The 25715-nt window shown below is 65.5% G+C and carries 20 protein-coding genes; 9 read left to right on the plus strand and 11 right to left on the minus strand.

Features of this window, described 5'->3' with window-relative positions; all coding sequences use genetic code 11:
- Window positions 1–7: 7 nt before the first annotated feature.
- Both CSC73_RS12705 and CSC73_RS12710 read left to right on the plus strand, forming a co-directional pair.
- Entirely contained in the window at window positions 8–1873 is a 1866-nt protein-coding gene (locus CSC73_RS12705) for a heparinase II/III family protein (RefSeq protein WP_163840799.1), read from the plus strand.
- Window positions 1874–2150: 277 nt separating this feature from the next.
- Window positions 2151–4178 (plus strand): heparinase II/III family protein, encoded by a 2028-nt coding sequence (locus tag CSC73_RS12710; RefSeq protein ID WP_163840800.1) that lies wholly within the window; start codon window positions 2151–2153, stop codon window positions 4176–4178.
- Window positions 4179–4250: 72 nt separating this feature from the next.
- Here the strand turns inward: CSC73_RS12710 and CSC73_RS12715 are convergent, their stop codons facing one another.
- From CSC73_RS12715 to CSC73_RS12750, 8 genes are all read right to left on the minus strand, one after another.
- Window positions 4251–5057 (minus strand): glycosyltransferase family 2 protein, encoded by an 807-nt coding sequence (locus CSC73_RS12715; RefSeq protein WP_163840801.1) that lies wholly within the window; start codon window positions 5055–5057, stop codon window positions 4251–4253.
- On the minus strand, window positions 5054–6274 hold the full coding sequence (locus CSC73_RS12720) for a hypothetical protein (protein WP_246197514.1): 1221 nt from the start codon (window positions 6272–6274) through the stop codon (window positions 5054–5056). Before CSC73_RS12720 ends, CSC73_RS12715 begins: the two co-directional genes overlap by 4 nt.
- Before the next feature lie 104 nt (window positions 6275–6378).
- Complete coding sequence (locus tag CSC73_RS12725; RefSeq protein ID WP_163840802.1) at window positions 6379–7017, minus strand: polysaccharide deacetylase family protein; 639 nt, start codon at window positions 7015–7017, stop codon at window positions 6379–6381.
- A gap of 115 nt (window positions 7018–7132) precedes the next feature.
- Window positions 7133–8272 carry a glycosyltransferase gene (locus CSC73_RS12730; protein WP_246197515.1) on the minus strand — a complete coding sequence of 380 codons (1140 nt, stop codon included), beginning with the start codon at window positions 8270–8272 and terminating at the stop codon, window positions 7133–7135.
- Window positions 8269–9603: a phenylacetate--CoA ligase family protein gene (locus CSC73_RS12735; RefSeq protein ID WP_163840803.1), complete on the minus strand. Its 1335-nt coding sequence runs from the start codon at window positions 9601–9603 to the stop codon at window positions 8269–8271. The genes CSC73_RS12730 and CSC73_RS12735 overlap by 4 nt, the downstream gene beginning before the upstream one ends.
- Window positions 9600–11156 (minus strand): oligosaccharide flippase family protein, encoded by a 1557-nt coding sequence (locus CSC73_RS12740; RefSeq protein ID WP_163840804.1) that lies wholly within the window; start codon window positions 11154–11156, stop codon window positions 9600–9602. The genes CSC73_RS12735 and CSC73_RS12740 overlap by 4 nt, the downstream gene beginning before the upstream one ends.
- Window positions 11153–12448 carry an O-antigen ligase family protein gene (locus CSC73_RS12745; protein WP_163840805.1) on the minus strand — a complete coding sequence of 432 codons (1296 nt, stop codon included), beginning with the start codon at window positions 12446–12448 and terminating at the stop codon, window positions 11153–11155. The genes CSC73_RS12740 and CSC73_RS12745 overlap by 4 nt, the downstream gene beginning before the upstream one ends.
- Window positions 12449–12466: 18 nt before the next feature.
- On the minus strand, window positions 12467–13531 hold the full coding sequence (locus tag CSC73_RS12750; RefSeq protein WP_246197516.1) for a polysaccharide deacetylase family protein: 1065 nt from the start codon (window positions 13529–13531) through the stop codon (window positions 12467–12469).
- A 200-nt stretch (window positions 13532–13731) separates the two neighbouring features.
- Between CSC73_RS12750 and CSC73_RS12755 the strand changes: the two genes are divergently transcribed.
- From CSC73_RS12755 to CSC73_RS12780, 6 genes are read left to right on the plus strand one after another with little or no spacing between them, the layout of a single operon-like run.
- Window positions 13732–14409, plus strand: a complete 678-nt coding sequence (locus tag CSC73_RS12755) for a J domain-containing protein (RefSeq protein ID WP_163840806.1) — start codon at window positions 13732–13734, stop codon at window positions 14407–14409.
- Window positions 14410–14427: 18 nt separating this feature from the next.
- A complete protein-coding gene (locus CSC73_RS12760; RefSeq protein WP_163840807.1) occupies window positions 14428–15039 on the plus strand; it encodes a class I SAM-dependent methyltransferase in 612 nt (203 codons plus the stop codon).
- Window positions 15032–16249: a glycosyltransferase gene (locus tag CSC73_RS12765; protein WP_163840808.1), complete on the plus strand. Its 1218-nt coding sequence runs from the start codon at window positions 15032–15034 to the stop codon at window positions 16247–16249. The genes CSC73_RS12760 and CSC73_RS12765 overlap by 8 nt, the downstream gene beginning before the upstream one ends.
- Entirely contained in the window at window positions 16239–18299 is a 2061-nt protein-coding gene (locus CSC73_RS12770) for an NAD-dependent epimerase/dehydratase family protein (RefSeq protein WP_163840809.1), read from the plus strand. Before CSC73_RS12765 ends, CSC73_RS12770 begins: the two co-directional genes overlap by 11 nt.
- 18 nt (window positions 18300–18317) lie before the next feature.
- Window positions 18318–19460 (plus strand): GNAT family N-acetyltransferase, encoded by a 1143-nt coding sequence (locus CSC73_RS12775; RefSeq protein WP_163840810.1) that lies wholly within the window; start codon window positions 18318–18320, stop codon window positions 19458–19460.
- Window positions 19457–20569: a GNAT family N-acetyltransferase gene (locus CSC73_RS12780; RefSeq protein WP_163840811.1), complete on the plus strand. Its 1113-nt coding sequence runs from the start codon at window positions 19457–19459 to the stop codon at window positions 20567–20569. The genes CSC73_RS12775 and CSC73_RS12780 overlap by 4 nt, the downstream gene beginning before the upstream one ends.
- Before the next feature lie 579 nt (window positions 20570–21148).
- On the opposite strand, the gene CSC73_RS12785 is transcribed toward CSC73_RS12780, so the two are convergent.
- Genes CSC73_RS12785 through CSC73_RS12795 form a run of 3 tightly spaced genes read right to left on the minus strand, consistent with a single transcriptional unit; the run spans window position 21149 to window position 24366 of the window.
- Complete coding sequence (locus tag CSC73_RS12785; RefSeq protein WP_163840812.1) at window positions 21149–21778, minus strand: GNAT family N-acetyltransferase; 630 nt, start codon at window positions 21776–21778, stop codon at window positions 21149–21151.
- A complete protein-coding gene (locus CSC73_RS12790) occupies window positions 21771–23276 on the minus strand; it encodes an oligosaccharide flippase family protein (protein WP_163840813.1) in 1506 nt (501 codons plus the stop codon). Before CSC73_RS12790 ends, CSC73_RS12785 begins: the two co-directional genes overlap by 8 nt.
- 58 nt (window positions 23277–23334) lie before the next feature.
- Entirely contained in the window at window positions 23335–24366 is a 1032-nt protein-coding gene (locus CSC73_RS12795; protein ID WP_281352900.1) for an acyltransferase family protein, read from the minus strand.
- A 128-nt stretch (window positions 24367–24494) separates the two neighbouring features.
- On the opposite strand from CSC73_RS12795, the gene CSC73_RS12800 reads away from it, so the two are divergent.
- Complete coding sequence (locus CSC73_RS12800) at window positions 24495–25682, plus strand: glycosyltransferase (RefSeq protein ID WP_163840815.1); 1188 nt, start codon at window positions 24495–24497, stop codon at window positions 25680–25682.
- Window positions 25683–25715 lie beyond the last annotated feature (33 nt).

Consider the following 25715-nt stretch of genomic DNA (forward strand, 5'->3'; position numbering starts at 1 on the left):
GCGCGTCATGAGCCAGCAGGCCCCCGCGAGCGCATCGCGCAAGCAAGGACGCGGCTGGTCCAGCGCCTTCCTCCTGTGCCTGGCCATGCTTGCCGCAGCCATGGCCCAATGCAGCGAAGCCGGCGACAAGCAGGCGGTAACGCAAGCGGCGGCGCCTCCGCCCTCACCCAGTCCGCAAGCCGTAAGCGAGATTCCGACCGCCAGCGCTCCCGCCAGTAGCGGCGGCCTGAAGGTGGATCTTTCGTTCGTGGACAAGAAGTCCGCCGCTTATTCGCGCTTCAAGTCGTATGTCGATTCGGCGGTGGCCGGCAATCCCGGCTACGCTTTCGCAGCGAGCGACGCGGCGCTGATGTTCCGGCTTTCCGGCGGCGATAAATACTGCAAGCTGGCCGTGGGCATGGTGGAGAAGCAAGTGAGCGATGCCGAAGCGGCGATCGCCTCGGGAGGCCGCCCGGAAATCGCCGGCGACTCCTACCTGGAAGTGGGACCGCAAATCGCCGACCTGGCGCTCACTCTGGACAGCTGCTCGGCCGATATTCCGGCCGAGCAGCGCAAGCGCTGGTCGGCCTACGCCGAGCAGGCGGTGTGGAACGTATGGCACCACGGCTCGGCCCAATGGGGTGGAAAACCGCATCCCTGGACGGGCTGGTCCACCGACAATCCCGGCAACAACTATTACTACAGCTTCCTGGAAGCCACCATGTTCTGGGCGCTGGTCAGCGGCAGCGACACCTGGATGAAGGATCTGCGCGAGCGCAGGCTGCCGCCGCTCAAAGCCTACTTCGCAAAGCTGCCGGGCGGCGGCAGCAGCGAAGGCACCGGTTACGGCGCGGCGCACATGCGCCTGTATTCGCTTTACCGGCTGTGGCGCGACAGCACCGGCGAAGACCTCGCCAACGCCAGCCCGCATGCGCACGACAGCATCGCCTACTGGGTGAACGCCACCGTTCCTACCCTGGACCGGTTCGCCCCCATCGGCGACCAGTCGCGCAACTCGGTGCCGGAGCTGTACGACTACCACCGGCGGCTGGTGCTGGAAGCGCGGCAACTGACAAACGAACCCGAAGCCCTGGCCATGTCCGCGTGGTGGCTGGACTCCATTTCCGTGCCCAGCATGAGCGGCGGCTTCAACAGCCGTTACGACCTGCTTCCCGCCGGCAAGGGCGGACATCCGCCGAGCGGGCTGGTCTACCTTGCCGAAGGCACCGGGCACCTCTTCGCCCGCACCGGCTGGGACAAGGACGCTATGTGGGTGTCCTTCGTCGCCGGCCCGTACAACGAGAGCCACGCGCACCAGGACCAGGGTTCCTTCACCCTGTTCGCACGCGACTGGCTGGCGGTCACCGAAAACATCTGGAGCCACAGCGGCATCCAGCAAGGCACCGAAGTCCACAACGTCGTCCGCTTCGAACGCGGCAACGGCAGCGCCAGCCAATGCGCCGCGCCGCGCGGCGACGTCATCGTGCACCAATGCGAAAGCGCCGAGTCGCGCTCCAAGCTGACCGTTGTGCCGGGCCAGCAAGGCGCTTTTTCCGCAACCGCCGATCTGACCCCCGTCTACCGCGGCAACCCCGCGCTGGGAAGCTGGCAGCGCAAGCTGGATTTCGCCGGACGCAAGCTGACCGTCAGCGATCAATTCAAACTGGGGGCGGGCACGCGGGCCGTATTCCAGGTCAACGTACCGGCCGAACCGAAGATCAACGGCAACGAAGTGCTGGCCGGCGGATTGCGGATGCGCGTGCTGGAGCCGGCCAACGCCTCCATCAGCATCCACGAGTGGCGCAAGGTGGACGCGCAGGAGTTCCGCAGCGGCTGGCGCATCGACGTGGCCGGCGGACAAAGCGGCTATCTGGTCGAACTTTCGGAGAAATGATGTCCGTCACATTTTTACCGTGATCGGCCAGCCAGGCGCATCATGAAGGCCCTGCTTTGGGCGAAATCCGAACCCTGACGCCAGCTGAACGAAGCCATTTCGGCCCCGTACGCGTGTCCGGTAGTTCCGACCGACCACGTTATGATGCGCCCGCCGATGCGTTTTGTATGGGCTAGGGGGAGCCAGAGCGAAACGACAATAATCCTATTGTCGTTGTTGTGCGCACGGCTTTAGGAGAACCCCCGTGCAGCACCCCATTCCAGCATCATCCCGGGCCTTGGGCCCGCTAGTTCGCCGCAAGCGGCTGATCGCCGCTTCCCTTGTCGGCAGCGCCTTCCTCATCACCGTCACCGCTTCCAGTGCAGCCGGCTTGTTCGGCGACCGCTGGGAGAAGCGGTCGCAGGAAGCCTGGCAGCAATACCTGACCGCAACCGGCCGCGCGCAGTCGCTGGCGCGGGCCTATTCGGAAACGTTGCTACCGGTCAGGCTCATGAACCTGCTCCGCAGCCGCGCCCGTACCGCCGCTGCCCCGGCCAAGCCCACGCCCGCCCCCATCGCCAGCACCACTACGCCGGCAGCGTCCGCACCGGCAGGCCCGGTCATGAGTGGCGGCGGCAGCGGCCCGCAGATGGCCAACTCTTCCCTGCCCCGCCTGATCCAGCTGCCTTCGGTACGGCGCTACGTCAACACCAGCTCCGCCGCGTATACGCGCTTCAAGAATTGGGTCGACGCTGCGGTGAACGGCAGCCCGGGCTACGCCTTCGCCGCCAGCGAAGCGGCGATGATGTACCAGCTCTCGCCGGAATCGAAGTACTGCACGCTGGCCGTCAACATGGTCGAGCGGCAGGTCGCCGACGCCGAAGCCGCCATCGCGGCGGGCAGCAATCCCGAAATCGCCGGCGACTCCTACCTGGAAGTGGGTCCGATGATCTCGGACCTGTCGATGACGCTGGTCACCTGTTCGGCTTTCATCACCGGCGCGCAGCGGACGCGTTGGTCCGCGTATGCGGAGCAGTCGGTATGGAATATCTGGAACTACGGCAGCGCACGCTGGGGCAACCGTTCGGCGCCGTGGACGGGCTGGTCGGTGGACAACCCGGGCAACAACTACCACTACAGTTTCCTCGAAGCGACCATGTACTGGGCGCTGGCCACCAACAACGCCACCTGGATGTCCGAACTGCGCAACCGCCGCCTGCCCGCGCTGCAGGCGTATTTCGCCAGGCTGCCCGGTGGCGGCAGCAGCGAAGGCACCGGTTACGGCACCGCGCAGATGCGGCTGTTCTCGCTGTACCACCTGTGGCGCGACGCCACCGGTTCTGACCTGGCCAACACCAACACGCATGCGACGGACAGCATCTACTACTGGATCAACGCCACCGTGCCGACCATGGACCGGTTCGCCCCGATCGGCGACCAGTCGCGCAACTCGGTCCCCGAGTTGTACGACTACCACCGCCGGCTGGTGCTGGAAGCCAGGCAGACCGCCAACAGCGAGGCCGCCCAGCGCGCCTCCACCTGGTGGTTGAGCAACATCATGATGAAGAACAGCAGCGGCGTGCTGCTGCCGGGCACGCAGATGAATTCGGGTTTCAACTTCCGCTACGACCTGCTGCCGTCCGGCACCACCGCCACCCCACCCTCCAGTCTGGTCTATCACGCCACGGGCGTCGGGCATCTGTTCGCCCGCACCGGTTGGGATACCAACGCGATGTGGGTGGCGATCGTGGCCGGTCCGTACAACGAGAGCCATGCGCACCAGGACCAGGGGTCGTTCACCCTGTTCTCGCGCGACTGGCTGGCCGTCACCGCCAACATCTGGAGCCACAGCGGCATCAACCAGGGCACCGATGTGCACAATCTGGTCCGCTTCGTGCGCAATGGCACCGTGGCGCGCCAGTGCGAATCGACCACCAAGATATCGACCATGACGGTGACTCCGGGCGCAAGCGGCGGCGACTTCACCGCCAACGCCAACCTGACGCCCGCCTTCTGCGACAACACCGCGGTGACTTCCTGGGGACGCCAGTTCACCTTCGCCGGCCGCAAGCTGACCGTGCGCGACACCTTCGCGATGACCGCCGGCACCACCGCTACGTTCCAGGTCAATACGCCGGTGCTGCCGACCCTGGTCAACAGCCGCGAGGCCACCGCGGGCCGCCTGCGGGTGCGCGTGCTGGAACCGGCCAACGCCACCATCAACAGCAACTTCAGCACCGGCAAATACGTCGAAGACGGCGCGCGCTACCGCATCGACGTGACCGGCGGCACCACCGGCTACCTGGTGGAGCTTTCCGAGATCTGAGCCTGCCGGGAATTTCGGGGAAACAAAATGCCGCCTGTTCGATACAGGCGGCATTTTTCGTACCGCAGCCGCTCAGACCGCGGCAAAGCCGCGCTTGGAAAGCGCATGCCTGACGTAGTGGAGCATGTACCAGCACGCCTGCCAGAGGGTGAGATGCTCCGATTCGCGGTACACGCGCCACTGCCAGCGCGCCGCCCGCAACTTGTTGGAGGAAACCGAGCCGTTGCGCACCAGGTAATACGCCAGCGGACCTTCATGCCGCACCCGCACGGCATGGCCTGCGCGGCGCACGCGGTCCAGCCAGAACACATAGTCTTCATGGCCCATGCGCACGAACGGCACATCGCCCAGACGGCGGTCGTAGACGCCGGTGAGATTCCCTATGTGGTTGCTCTTGAGCATGTCGCCGTAAGCGATCTCCGCGGGCGGCTCGACGCAGGACAGCAGATGGCCGTCTTCGGCGACCCGCTGGTAGCCCGCGTAGGAAACCAGCGCTCCGCTTTCCTGCATTTGCGCAAGCTGCAATTCCAGCTTGCGCGGGTCCCACCAGTCGTCGCTGTCCAGGAAGGCGACATGGCTCCCCGACGCCGCACGCAGCCCCGCATTCCGGGCCTCGGCCACGCCCGCATTCGCCGGCTGGTGGACGATCTTCACGCGGGAGTCCGTGTTGGCGTATTCGCGCATGATCCGGCCCGATCCATCCTGCGAACAATCGTCCACCAGCACGAGCTCCAGATTGGCCAGCGTCTGCCGCAACACCGAATCCACCGATTTGCGCAGCGTTCGCTCCGCATTGAATACCGGCATGATCACGCTGACCAGCGGTTCCGCGGAGCGGCCGCTGCCGTTGGCAGATTGCAGGGAAGTGGCCGTGGTCATGCCGCGCTCCGCACGGAGGCTTGAGCGGAGCCGGCCCACGAAGACTTCGGCGGCGGCAAAATGAAGTCGCGGTATTCGTTGGGGTTGCCTTGCTTGCCCGCTTCGGCCGCCTTGACGATGTTGTAGACCTCGCGCGCGCTGACGTAGTGCAGCACGTAGCGCTCGCCATCGTTGTAGGCGCGCTCCAGATGCGCGTGCATGGCGTCGGTCGGCGGCCCCAGCAGCGTGTCCATGTCGTATTCCTGGGTGCCGTGGGTGTGCACTTTCACGAACACCCACTCAGGCTTGCCTTCCACGTGCACGCCGGTGCGCACCCAGTCGTCCACGCGCTGCGGGGTCGGCGGGCAGCCACGGCGCACGTCGGCGTTTTCGATGCGCGGAATCACACCGGCCTTGCGCTCTCGCCAATTCAAACCCAGCGGGCCTTGCACGATCATCAGATCGCCCGTGGCGCTGCCGCCCCCGTGCACCGCCACGCCGTCGTCGTGCGACTTGGGGTGTTGCGGGTCGTCGGTGGCGTAGTAGATGGAATTGATGGTGCGGGTCTGGGTGTCGCTGGGCGCGGACGGCAGGGTGAAGTCGGCGTAGCAACCCAACTCGCGCAGCAGGATCAGTTCGTTGTTGAGGCCGCACCAGCGTCCGTCGCCGCGCGAGTTGTCCAGGCACCAGTTGCCGTGGATGAAGCCGAAGCTCAGCTCGCCGGTAGCGGGATCGCGCGACAACGCGCCATGGCGTTCGTGCAGGACGTTGCAGAAACGACGGATGCTTTCGCGGAAATTGGCTTCGGTATCGTTGTCGTGGTGCAGGTGTATTTCCAGCTCGCCGTAACCGTCGGCGCAAAGCGCGGCGATCTTGTCGAGGTGCTCTTCGGCGTATTCCTCTTCCGGATAGAAGAAGCTGTGCTGCGGCGGACGGCCATCCGCATCGCGGTGGGCCGAGGCCAGCTTGCGGTAGTCCCGGCACCAGCGATCCACCCGTGCGCGCTGGGTGTCCAGGTCGGCGCCATGCCACATCGGTTCGAAATGGTCGACGAAGCAGAACATCACGTGCACCGGCTGTCCGGTGACGCGCGGGATGCTACGGCGCAGGTAGCTGCCGATCCAGATTTCCATATTGCGCGCGCGCAGCAGACGCCAGACCACCAAGGCCATGGCGGCCGCGGCCAGGACGACCGCTACCGCGCCCCATTGCAGCACGCTCCATTGCAGAGTGCCCAAGATTTCCCCCTTACCTTATTGCGTTCGGCCGCTGCCGTTACATGGCAATCAACGGGATAAGCGGCCCGCGCAGGCCAGCCCGGCCGCGGCCGGAGAACCGCCGCTCAGGCATCGGCGGGCAAGGCCTGCAGATCGAAACCCATGGCTTTCCACTCGGGAATCAGCACGGTCAGCATCTCCAGCGACAGCGTGCTGTCGTCGTGCATGAGCAGGATGTCGCCCGCCTGCACCGGATGCCGGCGGATTATCTCGACCAGTTCGGCCGCCGGACGGCGGCTGTAGTCCAGACTGTCGTAGGACCAGTAAGTGGTGCGGCGGCGGCGGCGGAAGAAGTTGGCCAGCATGCGCGGCGGCATCACCCCGCGTGGCGGCCGGAAACTGTGCCGGGACCGGCCGTCGATGGCGCTGAGCAGCGCGTCGGTGCGCTCCACTTCGTCCAATTGCGCCGACAGCCCCAACTTCTCGAAATGCGGATGGGTGAAGGAATGATTGCCCAGCGTATGCCCTTCGCTGGCGATGCGGCGCGCCAGTTCCGGATGGGCTTCGATCTGGCTGCCGATCAGGAAAAAACTCGCCTTGGCCTGATGCTGGGCCAGCAGTTCGAGCAGCGGAACGGTGTGCTGGGCATGCGGGCCGTCGTCGAAGGTCAGATACAGATTGCGGCCCGCGCGCGAACCGTTCGTGGTCACCAGCGAACTTGGCAGCCAACGCAGGATCTTGAGTTTTCTGGGCCGTGGAGTCATGGGAATGGCAATGGACACGAAGCGGGTGGGAGGTTTCTCAGTTGGCGCGCGGATTGGGGCGGGCAGCAATGGCGATGGTTCCCTTTGCGGATGGATTGGCGGCCCGGTCCATGAGTCATGGCCCGCTGCCCGGGCGCACTGCGGCGTTGCGGTAGATCGCTTCGTAGCGGCTGGCCATGGTCCGGAACGAGCCCTCATGCGTCACCCACTGACGGCCGGCTTGTCCCATGGCTGCCGCGTGGGCGGGAGACGATAGCAATTCGGTCAGCGCCGCGGCCAGCGCGTCGGCGTTGCGTGCCGGCACCAGCAGTCCGTTGCGGCGGTCGCGCACGATTTCGCCATTGCCGCCCACGTCGGTCGCCACGATGGGCAGTTGCGCGGCGCAGGCTTCCAGCAACGCGATGGAATAACCCTCGCTCACCGAAGATAGGGCGAAGACATCCAGCCCCTGCAGCAATTGCGGCACGTCGGAGCGGTCACCCAGGAAACGCGTCGCATCGGCGACGCCTTCGGCCGCCGCGACCGCCTCCAGTTCGCGCCGTAATGCGCCGTCGCCGACCAGCACCAGCGCCGCTTCGGGCACGCTCAGGCGCACTTGCCGGAAAGCGCGGATCAGATTGGCCTGGTCCTTGACCGGCTCCAGCCGGCCCACCGTGCCTATGAGCCGGCTGCCGGGCGCAAGCGCCAGTTCGTCGCGCAAGCGCGCGCGCGCCGCATCGCCCGCGGCGCGGAAACCTTCGGTGCGTATGCCGTTGGGAATGGACAACAGCGCCGAGCGCGGCGAAACCCCGTTGTCCTGCAGATGCCGGCGCGCGGTTTCGCAGACCGCCACGGCGTAATCCGTCCCGAGCATGGAACGGCGATAAAGCCATTCGCGCCGGCTGCGGGGATTGCTTTCGCCCATGCCGTGCCGGGTGTTGACCACCCGCTGCAACGGCAAGCCGGCCGAGGCCAACACCGCATGGTAGTGGGCGGCGGCGTTGTGGGTGTGCAGCACGCCGCCGCCGCGTAGCAGATCGCGCGCACGGCGCAAGGCGCGGAAATCGGCGCCGGTGCGTTTGCCGCAGACTTCCACGCTCACGCCGGTGGCGGAAAGTTCGTCGGCCAGGATGCCGCGGTCGAACAGGCAGACCAGGCGGCATTCGTGGCCGGCTTCGCGCTGGGCCGCGATCAGGTCGATGACCGTCCGCTCCAGGCCGCCGCGCTCCATGTTCTCGACGAAGTGGGTGATGCGCAGGCTGGGCGTCGCGTTCATGCCAGCTCCGAAACCGTGACCCGCAACTTGCCGGTCTGCGTCAACGGAATTTCTTCGACGAACTGGAAATCGAGGGCGACGCTGTCGCCCACTACCTTGCGCAATTCCCCGCGCACCAGATCGACGGCGGAGGAATCGAAATCGCGGTCCCGGACGATACGGATCTCGAACGCATCCAAGCGCTTCTGCACCACCTGGTAGCGCTTGATGCCTGTCGCGTACAAGAAAGCGTAGACGATGTATTCGCCTGGAACGAAACGGCCGTCCGGCGTGCGCAGGGCATCCAGCTTGCGCCCGTCCACGCTGGCCAGCACCGGCAGGCCTCTCCCGCAAGTGCAGCTTCCCGCACCGGTGGTGGCCAGATCGCCATTGGCATAGCGCAACAGAGGCATGCCGTAGTTGTGCAGATCGCTGACGATCACATCGCGCGGCCCCGCGTCCGCCGAGTCGCCCAGTTCCACCTTCAGATGATCGGCGTTGACGTGCAGGCCGCCGCGATGCTCGCATTCGGCGGCGATCAGCATGAACTCGCGGCAGCCGTAGGTGTTGTAGGCCGGACAGCCGAACGCCTGCTCGATGATCTTGCGCTGGCTTTCGTGCAGCGACTCGGCCGCCCCAAGGATCCGCTGCGGGCGGTGGATGCGCCTGCCGTTGGCGATCAGCCATTCGGCCAGTTTCACTATCGGAGCGACGTAGGAAACTATGGTTTCGGGGCGGAAGCGGTCCACCGCGTCGGCGTATCCGGCCATGCGCTCTTCGGTCATCTCGAAGGCGTTGAGCATGTAGCGGTTGAAAGCGGCGTGGTACATCCGGTCCTTGCGCTTCTGCGCGCCCACCGGCGTTCCCCACAGGTACAGCGTGCGCTGCCCCAGGCGCGCACCGGCCCAGCCATAGCCCCGCCACATGATGGAAAGGCGGCGTTCGTAACTCTCGCGCGTGTAGCCGAAACGCAGCGGCTCGCCGGTAGAGCCGCCGGTGGTCTTGTAGAGCAGGCCCTCGCGGTGGGTCGGAGCGATGAATTTGTCGAAGTTCGCGCGGATCTCCGGCTTGGTGAGTACCGGCAGGCGCGCGTAGTCGGCCGGGCTGGCGATGTCTTCCGGGGCGCCTATGCCCAGGGTCGGCCAGAGTTCGCGGTAGTAAGGCACCTGTTCCCAGCAATGGCGGACCAGGCCTTTGAGCTTTTGCCACTGCAGCGCCTCGATTTCTTCGGGCGTGCGCCACTGGCTCCGTTCGTACTCGCGCAGGTAGCTCAATGTCTTGCGACGGCGCAGCCCCGACTCGTATGCGGGGAACAGGACGCGCCGGAACAGGGGCTCGTACAGACCGGTCATGGCGCGCCCTCCCCGGGTGCACGATCATGCGCCCATTCCAGCAGGCGCGTGCCCATGCGCGGCTTTCCCGGGACGAAACGCTGATACAGCTGTTGCAGGTGCTCTATGTCGCCACGGCTCCAGCAACCGAGCAGCATCGTCAAGGCCACGTAGGCCGCACCCAGCAGCAGACCGCCGAATACGATCTGCGCCCACGGCAGCAGCTGCCCGCGAAGCGGCAGCGCGACAAGGGCCGCGACCGCAGCCGCCAAGGCAATCCGCAACATCCGCAACCAGTCCGGCATCGCGCGGCTGACGCGTATCGACAAAGCCATCATCGCCGAGGCGTTGATCAACGCCACCAGACCGTAGGCGACTATCGCGCCATCCAATCCGAAATGCATGATCAGCACCGCATCCAGCAGCACCTTGAGCAGGGCGGAACCGATCACCAGCATCAGGATGCTGCGCTGCCGGTCTGCGCTGACCAGCAGACTGGAGCCGCCCTGGGTCATGGTGGTGATCGCCGCACCGGCCAGGCATACCGCGAACACCGGACCGGCCGCCAGGTAGGCGTCGCCGTAGAGCAGATGGATCACCGCATCGGAGAACACCGCGCCGAAGGCCATCAGCGGCATCGCAAGCAACGCAAGATAGCCGGTGCTGGCGACGAAACGCCGTCCCGCCACTTCGCGCCCGCGACTCAGCGCATTGGCCATCATCGGCAACAGCAGCGCTCCGAACACGCCGGGCACCAGCGTCGCCGCGCCGATCGCCAGCTGGTAGGCGACCTTGAACTGGCCCGCATCGTGGCTGTCGGCGTACAGGGTGAGGAACAGCACCTCCACTTCGCTGGCTGCCAGAAAGCCGACCGACACCGTGAGCGTGGTCCACCCCATGTGCCGACGCACCCTGCCCATCAGCGCGTCGGGAATTCTGGTGCCGGGCACGCGCGCCGGTATCAGCGGCCTGATCTGGCGCAGCGACACCGCGTAGAACACCAGGCCGGAGACCACGAACACCGCCAGCAACCACTCCACACTCGCGTCGAAGAACCAGGCGGCGATGACCAAACCCAGATTGATCGGCGTCGACACCAGCGACACGATGGCGGTGGCGCGGAAATTCTCGAAACCCTTGGCCACGCCGATGTTGAACATGTACGAGGCGCGCAATGCCACCGACACCACCAGGAACCCCATCAACATCAAGTGGTTCATGCCCGGCGCGACATGATCGCCAGCAAAGAGGAACACCGCCGCCCCGGCCAGCAGAACGAACAGCAGGAAGAGCCTCTGCGCGCGACGCAGGTAATCCAGCAGGGTCGGAATCATTTCCAGATTGCCGGAGCCACGCAGTTCGGCCACGAACTTGATCGCCGCGCTTGCGGTGCCCGAGTTGGTCGTGGCCACGCCCACCGCCACCAGCCAGATCACCAGACTGTACGCGCCGTACTCGTCCGGCCCCAGATGGCGGGCGATGATGATCGAGGTGAGCATGCCGAGCACGTACTCGGTGTACAGCCCCACCGAGGAGAAGAACGTGTTGCGAAGGGTGTGGGCGCGCGTATTCATACCGTAGCCAACAGCACCTTGACCATGATGTAGAGCCCGATCACCCACAGCACCGCATAGACGGGCCAACGCACCAGATCCTTGTCCAGGCTGAACGCCGGAAGGCTCGGATAGGTTCCGCGCATGCGCACGTAGTTGGCCACGATCAACGCCACCAGCAGGTACAGGATGATCACGTAGCTGCGGCTCAGGAAGAAAGCCGTGACGAAGTAGCCGACCAGCGACAGCAGCAAGGTCAGGGTCAAGGCACGGTCGTCGCGCCAGTCGGACACCACGACTTCGTCGGGCACCTCGGCCGGCACATCGTCCATGACCTCGTCGCCGCGCTTGAGCACCGACAGTGTCATCCGGAAGCTGTAGCCGGCGATGGCCAGCCAGATGGTGAAGCCGATGATTCCCATCTCGGCCAGCACCAGCACGAAGGAATTGTGCGCCGTCAGCGGATTGACGTCCGTGTAGCCACCGGCGCCCACGCCGAACAACGGGTCGCCGATGAACATCTGGATGCCTTCGTACCAGGAATCGATGCGGCCGGCGGCGGACGCTTCGGAAGAATCGAGTTCCTGCATGCGCGAGGGCATCGCCATCAGTCCGGCCAGCGCGCCGACGGCCAATACGCCCGCGGTCACCAGCCCGCGCTTCTGCCAGACGTAGACGCCCAGGATGGCCACCAGCGCCAGCAGCGTTCCGCGCGAATTGGTGAGGTAGATGCCGTAGACCAGCAGCCCGGCGGCAGTCCACCAGAACAGCCGGCGCAAGCCCAGCAGACCGCCGCGGGCGCCCAGGTAGACCGCCATCGGCAGGCACATCACGAACAGCATGCCCAGGTCGTTGGGATCGTTGAAGATACCCACGTACTGGATGCGGGTCTCCTGCGACATCTCGACGCCGGTCCAACCGATGCCGGTCGTCGACTGTTGGATGCCATGCACCGCCAGCACCGCACCGCAGATGGCGAACACCGCCATGGTGGTGCGCAGGCGGCTGCGGGTATCGGCCGCGTTGGACAACAGCACGAACGCCAGGATCACCGGCGCGAACAGCGCGAACACGAACACCGCGCCGCCGGTCCAGCCGTTGACGATCTTGGAAATCATCGCCACCAGCAGGAACACCGGCAACAGCAGGTACTGCGGCGCCGCGAAGGACTTGCGCTCGGAGAACAGCCAGAACCCGGCCGCCAGGATCAGCGCGATCGGCTGCCAGGGCAGGCCCGGCGAATCCACCACCGCCGGATAGTCCTGGGGACGGATGATCACCAGGATCAGGTACACCATCATGAAGAAGAACATCTGCCCCTGTGACTCCGATCAACCTGTCCGCAAACGCGACGAATAACTGAAGACCTCAGGCACCGAGACCATGGCGCTGAACCAGGCGGCATCCATTTCGCTTTCCACCGGCAGCCTGCGCATGCAGTAGCGCGAATCCGGCGCCAGCGCGCTGGTGCCGGCCATGTAGCTGCAGGCCATGCGGAAACCCGCGGAGCGCACCACCTCGATGGTCGCGGCGTCGAAGGCGTCGGGCCCGCCCACCGGATAGGAAAGCACCTGCGCCGGCGCGGCCAGCTCGCGCTCCAGCGACTGCTTGGAACCATTCACTTCCTCGCTCATCTGTGCGCGCGGCAGCTTGGCCAGCATGCGATGGCCCACGCCGTGCGAGCCGATTTCCATGCCGCCCCGGTGCATCTCGCGCAACTGTTCCCAGCTCATCGGCCGGCAGTCCGGATGGCCGGCGCTGCGCGGAATATCCCATTCGCGCTCGAGCCGGGCGATCAGCGCTTCCTGACCGGCGTCGTCCAGGCCTTTGAGCTGGTCCAGCAACCGGGCCGCCAGCGCGCGCCGTTCGGGCAACGCCCCGGGAATTTCCCAATCCATGCCCAGCTCCGGCGCCAGCAGTCTCGGCGCCGAGGTGGTGCAGACCATGTGCACCAGCCAATCGTAGGCGTACGGCATGCCCGAATCGATGTGGCCGGTGGAAACGAAGAACATGGCCGACATACCGAGCTCGCGGAGAATGGGATAAGCGATCCTGTAGTTGTCGTCGTAACCGTCATCGAAGGTCACCAGGATCGCACCCTTGGGTAAACGCCGATCGGCGTCGATACAGGACAACACTTCGTCGAAGCGCATGGGGTGGAAATCGCGCTTGATCGCGCGCATCTGTTCGCGGAATTGCGCACCGGTGGCGCTGATCAGCTCGGTATCGAAACTGAATCCGTCCGGATCGGCCGAATCCAGCACGCGGTGGTAGGCCAGGATGCGCAGATCCTGGCGCAACGCCGCCCGCAGCCGCCGCAACGCAGGCAGCAGGCCCGCCGCATGGCTTCGACGGGCCAGTATCTGACGCCTTCCGGCACGCGACGATAGACTCATGGAACTCCCCCTGTTCTTTCTGCAACGCGGGGACCGATCCCCGCTTCACCGCGAATACGGCCGGCTCAGCCCCTCGGCCGCCCCGGCCCGTCCTGCGCACCCCTGCGCAATCCCCATTCGCTCGCCCCGGATTGCGCCGGCGTCCGCAAAGCGGTCCACTGTAGGATAACCGCGGGGAACAAAGGCAAGGGTTCGCGTGTATGGCGGAAGATACCGACTTCGTTGCGCTCTACGATGAGTTGGGCCTGGATGCCGAGTGCAGCATGGCCGACTTCAAGCAGGCCTACCGCCGGCGCGTTGCCCAGTTGCATCCCGATCATCCTGACAATTCCTCCGATATCTCTCGCTTACAACGCTTAAACCGCCGATATGCGGCCGCCATCGAATTCCATCGCGCGTACGGACGTTTGCCCGGCGCGATCCGCAATACTCCCGCTGGAATTGCCGGCGACGCGCCTTCCGAGGCCTACGGAGATCCGGCGCAAGAGCCTGCCGCGGTGTCCGGATCGGCCCCGCATTGGCGTTATGTCCTATTGGTAGCGTTGCTCGGACTGGTGCTCTATGGCCTTTCCATCCAGCAGCCCGCCACCACCGTGCCCGAGGCCGCGCAATCCATCGCCGCGCCAAGGCAGGACCTGCATCGGCCAGCGACGGAAAAGTTGCTGGCCATCGGCATGGAAGGCAACCAGGTAAGGAAGATCCAGGGCGAACCATTCAACTCCCATGAACAACGTTGGGAATACGGACCTTCCTGGATCCTGTTCGATTGCGGAAAAGTGGTGGATTGGTACAGCTCTCCCTTGCATCCGTTGCAAGTGCCGAGTCCCAGCCCCACCGGCAATGCGTCGGTCCCGGCCGGGATACTGCGCAAATGTTGAAATACAGGGGAAATACCGATGTTCGCTGGCACCGCCAGACTGCTGAAAAAAGCGCAGAGACGCCTGTGGATGAAGTACGCCCTGCGTGGTGTCGGCGGCAGCGACAACCATTCCCGGCTCGATCTCGCCTATAACGTCGAGGATCCATGGAACATGGATTCGGCCTTGGAGCAGGCCCGTTTCCAAGCCACCAACCGCATCATCGAGAAGAATTTCGGCCATGTCGGCTCGCTGCTGGAGATCGGCTGCGGCGAAGGCCATCAAACCAAATACCTGGCGCAGCTGAGCGACGAGCAATACGGCATCGACGTCAGCGCGCACGCCATCGAACGCGCACGCCTGCGCCTTCCCTCCGCGCATTTCGCCGCGACCGATCTGTTCAACTTGCCCTGGCAGGACCGCAGCGAGCGCTTCGACCTCATTACCGCCTGCGAGGTGCTCTACTACCTCAGCGATCCGGCCGCGACATTGCAACGCATGCGCCAACTGGGGCGCTGCGGCCTGGTCACCTTCTTCGCGCCGGCCAGCGGCCGCATCGGTCCGCACCTGGATGCCATACCGGGCCTGCACAAGGACTGGATCTACCACGGCGGCACCTCCTGGCTGGTGGGCTGGTGGCGCGATGAGTGAGGCGCGCGCGCCGCTGCAGGGGCTGGGTATCGTCTACTTCGGCAACGACTGGAACGCCGAGAACCGCACCAGCAGCCACCATGTGGCCGAGCGGCTGGCGCGGACCCTTCCCGTGCTGTACGTCGATTCTCCCGGCATGCGCGCGCCCAACGCGAGCGGACGCGACTTCAAACGCGCGCTGCGCAAACTGCGGGCTGCGCTGCAGGCGCCGGAGCGCATACGCGAAGGCTTCTGGCGCTGCACGGTGCCGCAGTTGCCGTTCCGGCGCATCCCCGGAGTAGAGGCCTTCAACCGGCGCTTCAGCCGCTGGGCGGTGCGGCGTGCATTGCGCCACGTGGGTATCGAGCGGCGCATCTCCTGGTTCGTGGTGCCGCACCCCGGCTTCCTGGCCGGACAGCTCGATGAGGAGTTGTGCGTTTTCTATTGCATCGACGATTACGCTGCGCACCCGGGCGTGGACATGGCCCTGATAGCGCAACGCGACGAAGCGCTGAGCCGGCGCGCGGATCTGCTGTTCGTGGCGCCGCCTGCGTTGCTGGAAAGCAAGCGCGCGCTCAACGCCTCCACGCTGTTCGCGCCGCATGGCGTGGATGCGGAACTGTTCGGCCGTGCGCAGGATCCGGAGACCATCGTGCCCGCCGCCGCATGCGATCTGGCCGGCCCCGTGATCGGCTACATAGGCTCGATCCACGAATGGATAGATCTGGAGCTGATCGCCTGGTTGGCGCGGCAACGCCCGCAATGGTCGTTCCTGCTGGTGGGACACGCGGCGGTCGATGTGAGCGAGCTGCGCGCGCTGCCCAATGTGCGCTTCACCGGTGCGCAGCCCTATCAAGACTTGCCGGGTTGGGCCAAGGCCTTCGACGCGGCCATCATTCCCTACCGCCTCAACCGGCAGGTGGCCAACGCCAACCCGCTGAAATTGCGCGAATACCTGGCCACCGGCAAGCCGGTGGTCAGCGTGCGCAATGCGGAGATCGAAAAATTCGCCCGGTGGGTAGGCATCGCCGACGACCGCGAAGGCTTCCTGGCCGCGCTCGACTCCGCGCTGGCCAACGACACTCCGCAAGCGGCCGCACAGCGCATCGCCTCGGTGGCCGACCAGACCTGGGACCACCGGGTCGAGACGGTACTGGATGCCGTGGCGCAGAAGCTGGCCGCCAAACGAATTTCCCTTTCGAGTTTCAACCCGGTACTCCATGAGCATTGATTCTCCAATTAAATTGCGCGTCGCCCTGGTCGGCGCCGGTTACGTCGCTGGCCATCACCTCTCCGCACTGAAAGCCCTGGACTTCGTCGAAGTGGTGGGCATCTGCGACACCAATCTGGAAGCGGCTCGCGCACTTGCGGCGCGCCACGGAGTGCCGCGGGTCGTCGCATCGCTGGCCGAACTGGCCTCCGCCGATCCGCAGGCAGTGCACGTACTGACACCTCCTTCTTCGCATGCGGCCATCACCCTGGCGGCGTTGGAGATGGGCTGCCATGTACTGGTCGAAAAGCCGATGGCCGACTCGGTCGCCGATTGCGAACGGATGATCGAAAAAGCGCGCGAAAAAAACCTGCTGCTGGGCGTGAACCATTCCGATCTATACGACCCGGTGCTGTTGCAGGCGCTGGACGCAGCGCGCAAGGGCGCGATAGGCGAACTGGTGTCGGTGGACATCGTGCGCAACTCCGAGTATCCGGCTTATGCCGGCGGCCCATTGCCCGGTTCCGTCACCCAGGGCTCGTACCCGTTCCGCGATCTGGGCGTGCATGGGCTATACACCATCGAAGCCTTCCTGGGACCGGTAACCGACGTGAAAGCGGCCTACCAGTCGCGCGGCACCGATCCCAATCTGCACTTCGACGAATGGCAGGCGCAGGCGCGCGCGCAGCAGGGCGTGGGCCGGCTGCTGCTTTCCTGGAACGCGCGTCCGATGGAGAACCGCGTATTCGTGCGCGGCACCCGCGGCATCATCGAAGTGGACCGCTTCCTGCAGACCTGCCGCATCCACCGCGTGCTGCCGGGCCCGAAATTCATCGGCATCATGGTCAATGCGTGGGTCAGCGCGATCAAGGACACGTTCCGCATTCCCTGGAACGTGGTCCGCTTCGCCACCGGCATGCTGAAGCCTTCGCCAGGCATCCAGCGCGGCGCGCAGGAATTCGCCAAGGCCGCGCGCGACCACGCGCCGCCGCCGTTCAGCGGCGAGGATGCGCTGCGCATCGCCGCGCTGCTGGAACCGGTGTGCGCCGAACCCGATCGTCTGCGCCTGCAGTTGCTGGAAGGAAGATACGCCGCACTGCCTCCGGCGGACGCGCTGGTGACCGGCGCCGCGGGTTTTCTGGGACGCAAGCTGGTCGCTCGGCTGCGCGAGCAGGGACAACGCGTGCGGGTGCTGGTCCGCCGTCCGGTCGCGGCATACGCCAACGACGACGGCGTGCAGATGGTGGTGGGCGACCTGGGCGATCCGCGCATGGTCAAGCATGCCGTGGCCGGCGTGCCTGTCGTGTACCACGTGGGTGCGGCCATGCGCGGCAGCGTGCGCGATTTCGAAGCCGGCACCACCTGGGGGACGCGCAATATCGTGGAAGCATGCCTGGCCAGCCGTACGCAACGATTGGTCTATGTAAGCTCGATGAGCGTGTTCGATCACGCCGGACGCGATCCGCGCGGCACCATGACCGAATCCTCGGCGTTGGAACCGCACCCCGGACTGCGCGGCGCCTATACCCAGACCAAGCTTTCGGCGGAAATGCTGGTGCAGAACGCGATCCGAGAGCGCGGACTGCAGGCGGTGATCCTGCGTCCGGGCCAGATTTTCGGGCCGGGCGCGGAACGCGTCACTCCGAACGGCGTCATCGCACTGGCTGGGCGTTGGGTCGCCATAGGTAGCGGCACGCAAACCATTCCCGTGGTTTATCTGGACGACGTCGTGGACGCGCTGCAACAAGCGGCCAGCGCGCCCAAAGCGGTGGGCGGCGTGTTCAACGTGGTCGATACGCAGCCGGTCGCGCAGCAGGAATACCTGGACCGCGTCGGCAGGAAACTCGGCCGCGAGCTCAAGCTGGTGCGCGTGCCCACCTGGGTCTTCATGGGATTGGGCCTTGGCGTGGAGTTGCTGGGCAAGCTGTTGCGCCGCGAGGTTCCGCTGACGCGCTACCGCGTGCGCTCACTGCGGCCGTTGGCGAATTTCGACACCAGCGCGGCGCGCGAAACGCTGGGATGGTCGCCGCGGATCGGAGCAAGGAGAGGAATGGATGCCACCTTCGGCTGACGTACGCGTGTCCTGACCATGGGCACGCATTCGCACGCGCATTCGGCGGATTCCTCTTACCAGGTCCGCCTGGAGTCCTTGCCTCCGCTGGACGAACTGGGCGTGCGCTGGCAGGAACTGGAACGCCGTTCCCGCTGCAGTTTCTTCGTCAGCTGGCGCTGGATCGGGCCGTGGCTGGCGCTGATCTCCCCCTTGCGCTACGCGCGCCTGTTGAGCGTGACCCAGGGCGCACGGCTGGTCGCGCTGGGCATCTTCACCCAGCGCAGGCGCTTCCTCGGTCTGGGGCCTTTGCATCTGCGCCTGCACGAGGTGGGCGACAAGATGCTGGACAGCCTGACCATCGAGTACAACGGACTGGTCTGCGAGGATGGGCACGAGCGGGAAGCGCTGGCGGCGGTGCTGGACCATCTGGCCCATCACGACAAACGCTGGTTGACGCTGTATTTGCCGGGCATGCAGGCGGACAGCGTTCCTTTCGAAAGGATCCGTTCTCTCGGCATGGACATGCGCGCGCGCAGGCACGCCGCGCATTACATCGATCTGAGCGAGCTGCGCGACAGCGGCAACGGCTATCTGCCGACCGTGCTCAGCAGCAAGGCGCGCGCCGCGGTGCGGCGAACGGCGCGGAAACTGCAGGCCGGCTTCGGCGAATTGTCGGTCGCCGTCGCCGTTACGGTCGAGGAGAAACTCGCTTTCTTCCGGGCGATGGCGCAGTTGCACGAATCCCACTGGAGCGAGGAGGAGCAGGAACGCGGCGCGTTCGGTAATCCGCGCATCCTGCGGTTCCATGAGCGCCTTGTCGCCCAATCCGACGCCAGCGACGGAGCGCAGCTGATCCGCGTCAACGCCGGCGGCCAAACCGTGGGCTACGTGTACAACCTGGTCTGGCGCGACACTTCGTATTTCTACCAGGCCGGCATCGATTACCGGCGTTTCGGCAGCTACGGAAGCCCGGGCCTGCTGCTGCTGACCCATGCGGTGGAACACGCATTGGCCAGCGGCATGGCGCGCTTCGAACTGATGGCGGGCGACTCGGCGTACAAGCGCACCCTGGGCATGGCCGAGAACAAGATGGTATGGCTTTCCCTGGACCGCAACGGCTGGGCCTCGGCGCTGAGGCGCGCATGGTGGCGGCTACAGGGCCAGGCGCAGGAATCATGAGCGTCGCCGTGCGATGGCTGTCTTTGCAGGAACTCGATGCGGCGACGCTTTCGGCGTGGACCGAACTAGGCCAGCGGACGCCGCGCCCCAACCCGTTCGCCATGCCGCAATTCGTCTTGCCGGCAGCGCGCTGGTTGACTCCGCGCACGCCGCCCCTGGTGGCGTTGGTCGAACGGCGGCAAGCGGGCGTACGCGAACTGATCGGCGCGGGATGCTTCACCGCCGAGCGCCCCAACCTGTTCGTGCCCGTTCCGCACCTGAGCAGCTACCGCACCCTGCATACCTTCCGTTCGGGCCTGCTGTACGCACCCGGCGAGTCCGCAACGGTGGCCCAGTCCCTATTGGCCTATTTGCACGGCAAGCGCAAACGGCCCCATGCCATCGGCTTCCACAATCTTCCGGCGGAATGTCCGGTTCTGGCTTCCCTGCGCGGACGCCTGGAAGGCGGAAACGGGGGCTGGTTCGAACAGCATCGCTTCCAGCGGCCTGTGCTGCGGTTGCATCCGCCGGCGCAGGAACACGCGCTGGGCGTCATCGTGATGGACCGCGACCTGCGGCGGCGCAAACGGCGCCTGGAGGAACGCGGCACTACCGCTTTCCGGATCACCCGGCCCAAAGAGAACGTGGCCGATGCGATGGAAACCCATCTGCAACTCGAGCACGCCGGTTGGAAGGGAACCGCGGGCACCTCGCTGCTGTCCTCTCCCGCACAGGCCGGATTCTTCCGCGAAATGATCCTGCGCTTCGACGAAATACGCGGCGCGGTATTCGCCGAAACCCTGTGCGGCGGCAAAGTCATCGCATCGACCAGCAATCTATTGCTGGGCGATACCCTGAACGGCTTCAAGACCGGCTGGCATCCGGATTTCGCCGCCTGCAGCCCCGGCCGCTTGAACGAAGTCTTCCTGTCCGCCGCCGTTCCTGCCGCATGGCCGCAGGTCGGCGTCTTCGACAGCCAGGCGCAGGAAGGCTCCTATCTCTCCGAGTTGCTGCCGCACCGCGAAACCATGATCACCGGCACCTTGGCCATCACCCGCCTGGGCCGACGCGCGATGCGTGCCGCGCGTTTGGTACGACCTGTGGCCTACCGCCTCGACAAGAATCACTGACCGGTCCGCCACGCACCCCATCTTTAAAGCAAAGTCACTGGGTTCCCGCCTTCGCGGGAATGACGACTTTAAGGCTTTGGCTTTGGCTTTGGCTTCACCTAACCCGTGAGGCGCGGCAAGCGGGCCGGGATAAACCCCGAAGGGGCGGCGCACAGGGATGTGCGCCGTTTCCGTAGACACAGAGCCTGCCCTGTACTTGATACAGGGATGTGTCTTACGGAAATTCCCGGCCTGCTTGCGGACCCGGCGGCTTTATCGCCGGGCGTGCCGTAGAGCCTGCCCCGTACTTGATACGGGGGCGGCTTTCTTTTGGTTACTTTTCTTTGCCGTTCAAAGAAAAGTGACTCGCGCGTTAGCGCGAAACGCTTTTTGCTTCGAAGCAAAAAGTAAAGGCCAGAGCAAGATCAAGAGTACCCCTCCTCAATCCTCCCCTGCGCTGTGCGCAAGGGAGGAGGTAGAAGCGAACGCTAGAGCAGTGGCAGGAGAAAATGCAAATGCAAATGCAAATGCAAATGCAAGATCAAGATCAAGATGGATCCCAGCTTCCGCTGGGATGACGACGGTTTTGCCGAGGGTCTGCTAGGCAATATGCGCGCGATGCCATTCCTGTTCTTGCGGGCTTAGCCACAACACCCGGCGCTCCGGCCGAATCGCACTCGGCCGCGGAATGCACGCCGGCGGAAGGCTGCGGATCAGCAACCGCTTGCCCACCGCCAGCGAACTGACCGTGGCCAACCGCTTGAAGCCCAGCGACCTGTGCGCACGCAAAGAGATGAAATTAGACGCACTGACATCGGACAGATAGCGCACTGGCCGATCGTCCAGAGTAGCGGCCAGATCCATCATCGCCGTCAGCACCTTCCTGCCCCGCCGCTCCGGCGCGACAAAGGCGTCCCGGCCCCACGCATGGGTGGCGCCCAGATCCAGCAGCCAGCACAACTCGTCGAAATAGCGCGGACAGTTGTGCGCCACCCAGAACCAGGCGACCAGGCCCTGCTCTTCCTCAATCGCGAAAAAACGCAGGCCGTTACGGAAACGGTCCAGGATGCGCGGCAGATCGCCGCGCCGTCCGTAGCGCCGGTCGGCCTGGGAAATCCGTTCGGCGTCTTCCGCATGCAACTCGATGAAGCGCTGGCCGACAGTCAGCGCCGCTTCGCGGACGAATCCGGGATCGCGTCCCAGCAGAACTATGGCGTTGAATTCAATCATGGCTGGCCTTGGCCGTTCGTAACGCGGTCGACACCTGCTGCAGCTCCGCTTTTCCGGACGCGCTCAACAGACGGAATACGTCCTGCAGCAGACCACGACCGAACAAACGCAGGCAAGCCGCGTACAGCAGCGCACCCACCGCGATTTCGCACGCCAGCAGGACGATCTTCATTTCGTGCAGCGACGGAGCAAGCCGCCAGCGCAGCAGCAGCACGCCGGCGACCATGAGCAGACAGGCCGCCAGGACGCGAGCCAACGGGCCACCCAGGGCATCCAGCGACAGGCCATGGCGGCGGCAGGCCGATGCCGAAAGCGCGAACTGCACGACCAAGGCGATTCCCACCGCGAAGGAAGCGGCGACCACCCCCCAGCGCGACAGGAACACGAGCGCGGCGACCAGCACGGCGATGGATAAGGCTTCTATTTTGACCAGAGTGAAGTTCTGCCCCAACGCAGCCAGGAACGAGGCGAGCATGAAACTGCCGGCCCCCAGCACCGAAGTCACCGCCATCACGCTCAGCAAAGGCGCCACCTGCGCCCATGCCGGCGGCAGCAGCGCGGCGACCAGGGTTTGCGCGCAAACGGCCAGGCCGAACGCCATGGGACACAGCACCACCGCGGTCAGCGCGAGCGCGCGCACGATCATCGGCGCGCGCTGTGCCGGTTGCGCGCGCACGATGGCAGGCAACAGCACATTGCCGACATGTCCGCCGACGAACAGCGCCGGCAGGTGCGCAAGGCTGAAAGCCAGGTTGTAGGTACCGGCGGCCTCTGCGCCAAGCACGCGCAGCATCAGCGGCTTGTCCCAGTACCGCGCGCCTTCGCTCATAGTGATCTCGGCGGTCACCGGCGCGCCGAAGCGGAAAATGTGGCCCAGCCGTCGCAACGTCACCGGCACCGGGCTCAGCCAGCTTCGCAAGCCGGTGCCGGCGATCAATATGGTGCTGATCACGCAGGCTTGCGCGATGAATGCCACGATCATCGACTGCCCGCCCAGCGCACTGGCGCTGACCAGGACCATGGCGACCACGGCGTAGGCTATGTCGCCCATCCCGGTGGCGATGGCGATGCGCTTGAAACGCAACTCGCGGGCCAGCAGTTTGTCCGGAATGGCGCCCAGCCGGCGGATCGCCATTCCCAGCACCGCACCCGGCAGGTACTCGCTCAATCGGGGAGCGGCAAGCCACTGGGAAATGGCCGGCGTGGCCAACCACACTACGGCCAGCGCCAGCACGCCGAAGACCAGATACACCAGCGAGGCGGCGAAGATCGCCGCGCGGCCCTGGCCCCCATGCACGATCACGTACTGCCCGCAGCCCCAGGCCGATATCCAGTTCGCGCTCAGGACGACGATCGTGGCCACCGCCACCTCGCCCACTGTTTCCGGACTCAGATAGCGCGCGACCACCAGGGTGGACACCAGCCCAAGCGCGCGGCCCAGCACGCCGGCGCCGATGCTCCATGCGGCCGCCGAAACGATCTGCCGGTTGCCGCTCAAGCGCCGTTCCCTTCAAAACCTGCGCGGGGTTCCGGACGCGCGCCCTCTGGAGCGTGGGTCATGCCGATTTCAATTGCAGGCTGTTCGCGCGCCACCAGGAGCGGATCTTCCGCATCGCCGGGCGTTCGACCATGAAGGTCAACGCACTGGCCAGCGCCATCACGATGGCCAAGGCAATCAGGCAGGCCGCCAGACTGGGCACGCCCCTGTGTTCCAGCGCGTGGATCAGAGTGAAGCCTATCGCCTGGTGCAGCAGGTAAAGCGAATAGGAAATGCTGCCCAGGAATACGAAGAACGCGCCGCGCATCCAGCCGAGCATGTCGTTCACGAACAACAGGAAGATGCCGCAGCAGCCCAGCGCCACCCATAGGTACACGAGAGGATAAGCGACGCCTATCGCCAGCACGCACAAACCGATCATGGCGTAGTTCAGGCGGTTCTCCTGCGGCCGCGTATGCAGACGGTAGAACAGGATGCCCAGGGCGAAGAAGGGAATGTGGCGCAGGATCAGCAGCTCGCGGGCCAGATAGGAAAAATGCATGTGGTGCATCACCACTTCCCCGTAGCCGATCGCCAGCGCCAGCCACAGCAGGATGATCAGATGGATGCGCTTGAGCAGGCCCAGCGCGAACCACAGCAGCATCTGCGCGTAAAAGAACAGTTCCACCTGCAAGGTCCAGTACGAACCGTCCAGGTGTTCTGCGCCGAGGATCTGCTGCACCATGGTGAGGTTGAGCAACAGGTCGCGGATCGGCAGACGCTGATCCGGCATGCCTGCGGCATAGACCACGGCCGCGGTGACGAGTATGGCCACCCAGTAGGCGGGAAACAGCCGCGAAAAACGCGAGACCACGAAATCCATCGCCGTGCGCGTGCGTTCCAGGGTCATGAAGATGACGAAACCGCTGATCAGGAAGAACAGGTTCACGCCGTAGTTGCCCGGGGTGAACCCGAACCCGAGCGGCGCCGTGTGACCGTACTGCTGGCCATAATGCGTTGTGTAGTGGAAGGCCACGACGGCCAGCGCTGCGATTCCCCGCAAGGCATCCAGCTCAACAACGCGTGAGGACGGTGACGCTTTTTTATGCATCTTGCCCCCCCTTGTCAGGCTCACTGCACAGCAGTGACAACGCAGTCCGCCGGATTTTCCGGCCAGCGCGGGCGTGCGTACCGGCCGGGCGCGAGCGCGGTTGCTTCCGTGTCGGGGCAGAGTCGCCTATGCGCCTGCTGATCGTCACTTCGCAGTTCCCCATCGCCGGCGAACCGAACCGCGGCCGCCCGGTCTACCAGACCATCCGCGAACTCTCCCGCCTGGCCACGGTGCGCGTGGTCAGCCCGGTCGCCACCTACCCGCGTTGGGCGCAGCCGCGCAGTTACCTGTTCCGCGCTTCCGACGACACGCAGACAGTGGAAGGCTGCGACGTTCAATACGTGCGCTACCCGGCCTTGCCGGCGGTGACGCGTCCTTTGAACGGCTGGTCGTGCGCGCGCGCCCTGCATGCGCCGCTGAAGGCGTTCGCTCCCGATCTGGTGCTTTCCTACTGGCTCTACCCCGATGCCTACGGGGCGATGCAGGCCGCACGCAGGGCCGGCCTGCCGCTGGTGGCGGGCGCGCGCGGTTCGGACCTGCGCGTGCGCGATGCCGTCAGCCGTGCGCTGACCCGGCCCGTGGTGAACGCAGCGCAGCGACTGCTGGTGGTCAGCGAGGATCTGGGCCGCGTGGCCGCCGAGAACTATGGCGCCGACCCTGCGCGCATCCGCACCATCCCCAACGGATGCGATGCCTCCCTCTTCCACCCCGCCGACCGCGCTGCTTCGCGCACCTTGTTGGGTATCGCAGCCGATGCCGAAGTGGTGACCTACGTCGGCCGGCTGGTTCCGGAGAAAGGCCTGCGCGAACTGCTGGACGCCTGCCGCACGCTTGCCGCCGCACGTCCGCGTTTGCGCCTGGTGCTGGTGGGCGAAGGGCCGATGCGCGAGGAAATCGCAACGCGCCTTGCCGCCGATCCCTCGCTGCAGGTGACGCTGGCCGGAGCGCAGCCGCCTGCCGAGGTCGCACGCTGGATGGCCGCGTCCGACCTGGTGACTTTGCCCAGCTATTCCGAGGGCCACCCCAACGTACTGGTGGAAGCCCTGGCGTGCGGCCGGCCCGTGGTCGCCACGCCGGTGGGCGGCATTCCCGAAGTGGTCGATGCCGATTCGGGAATATTGGTGCCGGCGCGCGATGCCGGCGCACTCGCCGCCGGTCTGGCGCAAGCGCTGGACAGGCACTGGGACGAATCCGCACTGGCGCGCAAGTTCTCGCGCGACTGGCGGCAGGTCGCCGAAGACACGCTGGAAGCCTGCGAGCAGGCTTTGCACGAATCGCGGACCCCTTTCGCCATCAGCGCCGCCCACGGCAGCTGAGCCGGCCCACGTTGTCGTCGACCAGGAGCAGTA

This window comes from Pseudoxanthomonas sacheonensis (genome assembly GCF_010093305.1).
Taxonomy (GTDB): domain Bacteria; phylum Pseudomonadota; class Gammaproteobacteria; order Xanthomonadales; family Xanthomonadaceae; genus Pseudoxanthomonas_A; species Pseudoxanthomonas_A sacheonensis.

Coding starts and splice junctions, on each gene's coding strand:
- CSC73_RS12750 (WP_246197516.1), bottom strand. CDS start 13,531: ATGAGTCTATCGTCGCGTGCCGGAAGGCGTCAGATACTGGCCCGTCGA.
- CSC73_RS12705 (WP_163840799.1), top strand. CDS start 8: ATGAGCCAGCAGGCCCCCGCGAGCGCATCGCGCAAGCAAGGACGCGGC.
- CSC73_RS12800 (WP_163840815.1), top strand. CDS start 24,495: ATGCGCCTGCTGATCGTCACTTCGCAGTTCCCCATCGCCGGCGAACCG.
- CSC73_RS12715 (WP_163840801.1), bottom strand. CDS start 5,057: ATGACCACGGCCACTTCCCTGCAATCTGCCAACGGCAGCGGCCGCTCC.
- CSC73_RS12765 (WP_163840808.1), top strand. CDS start 15,032: ATGAGTGAGGCGCGCGCGCCGCTGCAGGGGCTGGGTATCGTCTACTTC.
- CSC73_RS12770 (WP_163840809.1), top strand. CDS start 16,239: ATGAGCATTGATTCTCCAATTAAATTGCGCGTCGCCCTGGTCGGCGCC.
- CSC73_RS12755 (WP_163840806.1), top strand. CDS start 13,732: ATGGCGGAAGATACCGACTTCGTTGCGCTCTACGATGAGTTGGGCCTG.
- CSC73_RS12740 (WP_163840804.1), bottom strand. CDS start 11,156: ATGAATACGCGCGCCCACACCCTTCGCAACACGTTCTTCTCCTCGGTG.
- CSC73_RS12795 (WP_281352900.1), bottom strand. CDS start 24,366: ATGCATAAAAAAGCGTCACCGTCCTCACGCGTTGTTGAGCTGGATGCC.
- CSC73_RS12745 (WP_163840805.1), bottom strand. CDS start 12,448: ATGTTCTTCTTCATGATGGTGTACCTGATCCTGGTGATCATCCGTCCC.
- CSC73_RS12775 (WP_163840810.1), top strand. CDS start 18,318: ATGGGCACGCATTCGCACGCGCATTCGGCGGATTCCTCTTACCAGGTC.
- CSC73_RS12785 (WP_163840812.1), bottom strand. CDS start 21,778: ATGATTGAATTCAACGCCATAGTTCTGCTGGGACGCGATCCCGGATTC.
- CSC73_RS12760 (WP_163840807.1), top strand. CDS start 14,428: ATGTTCGCTGGCACCGCCAGACTGCTGAAAAAAGCGCAGAGACGCCTG.
- CSC73_RS12780 (WP_163840811.1), top strand. CDS start 19,457: ATGAGCGTCGCCGTGCGATGGCTGTCTTTGCAGGAACTCGATGCGGCG.
- CSC73_RS12735 (WP_163840803.1), bottom strand. CDS start 9,603: ATGACCGGTCTGTACGAGCCCCTGTTCCGGCGCGTCCTGTTCCCCGCA.
- CSC73_RS12730 (WP_246197515.1), bottom strand. CDS start 8,272: ATGAACGCGACGCCCAGCCTGCGCATCACCCACTTCGTCGAGAACATG.
- CSC73_RS12725 (WP_163840802.1), bottom strand. CDS start 7,017: ATGACTCCACGGCCCAGAAAACTCAAGATCCTGCGTTGGCTGCCAAGT.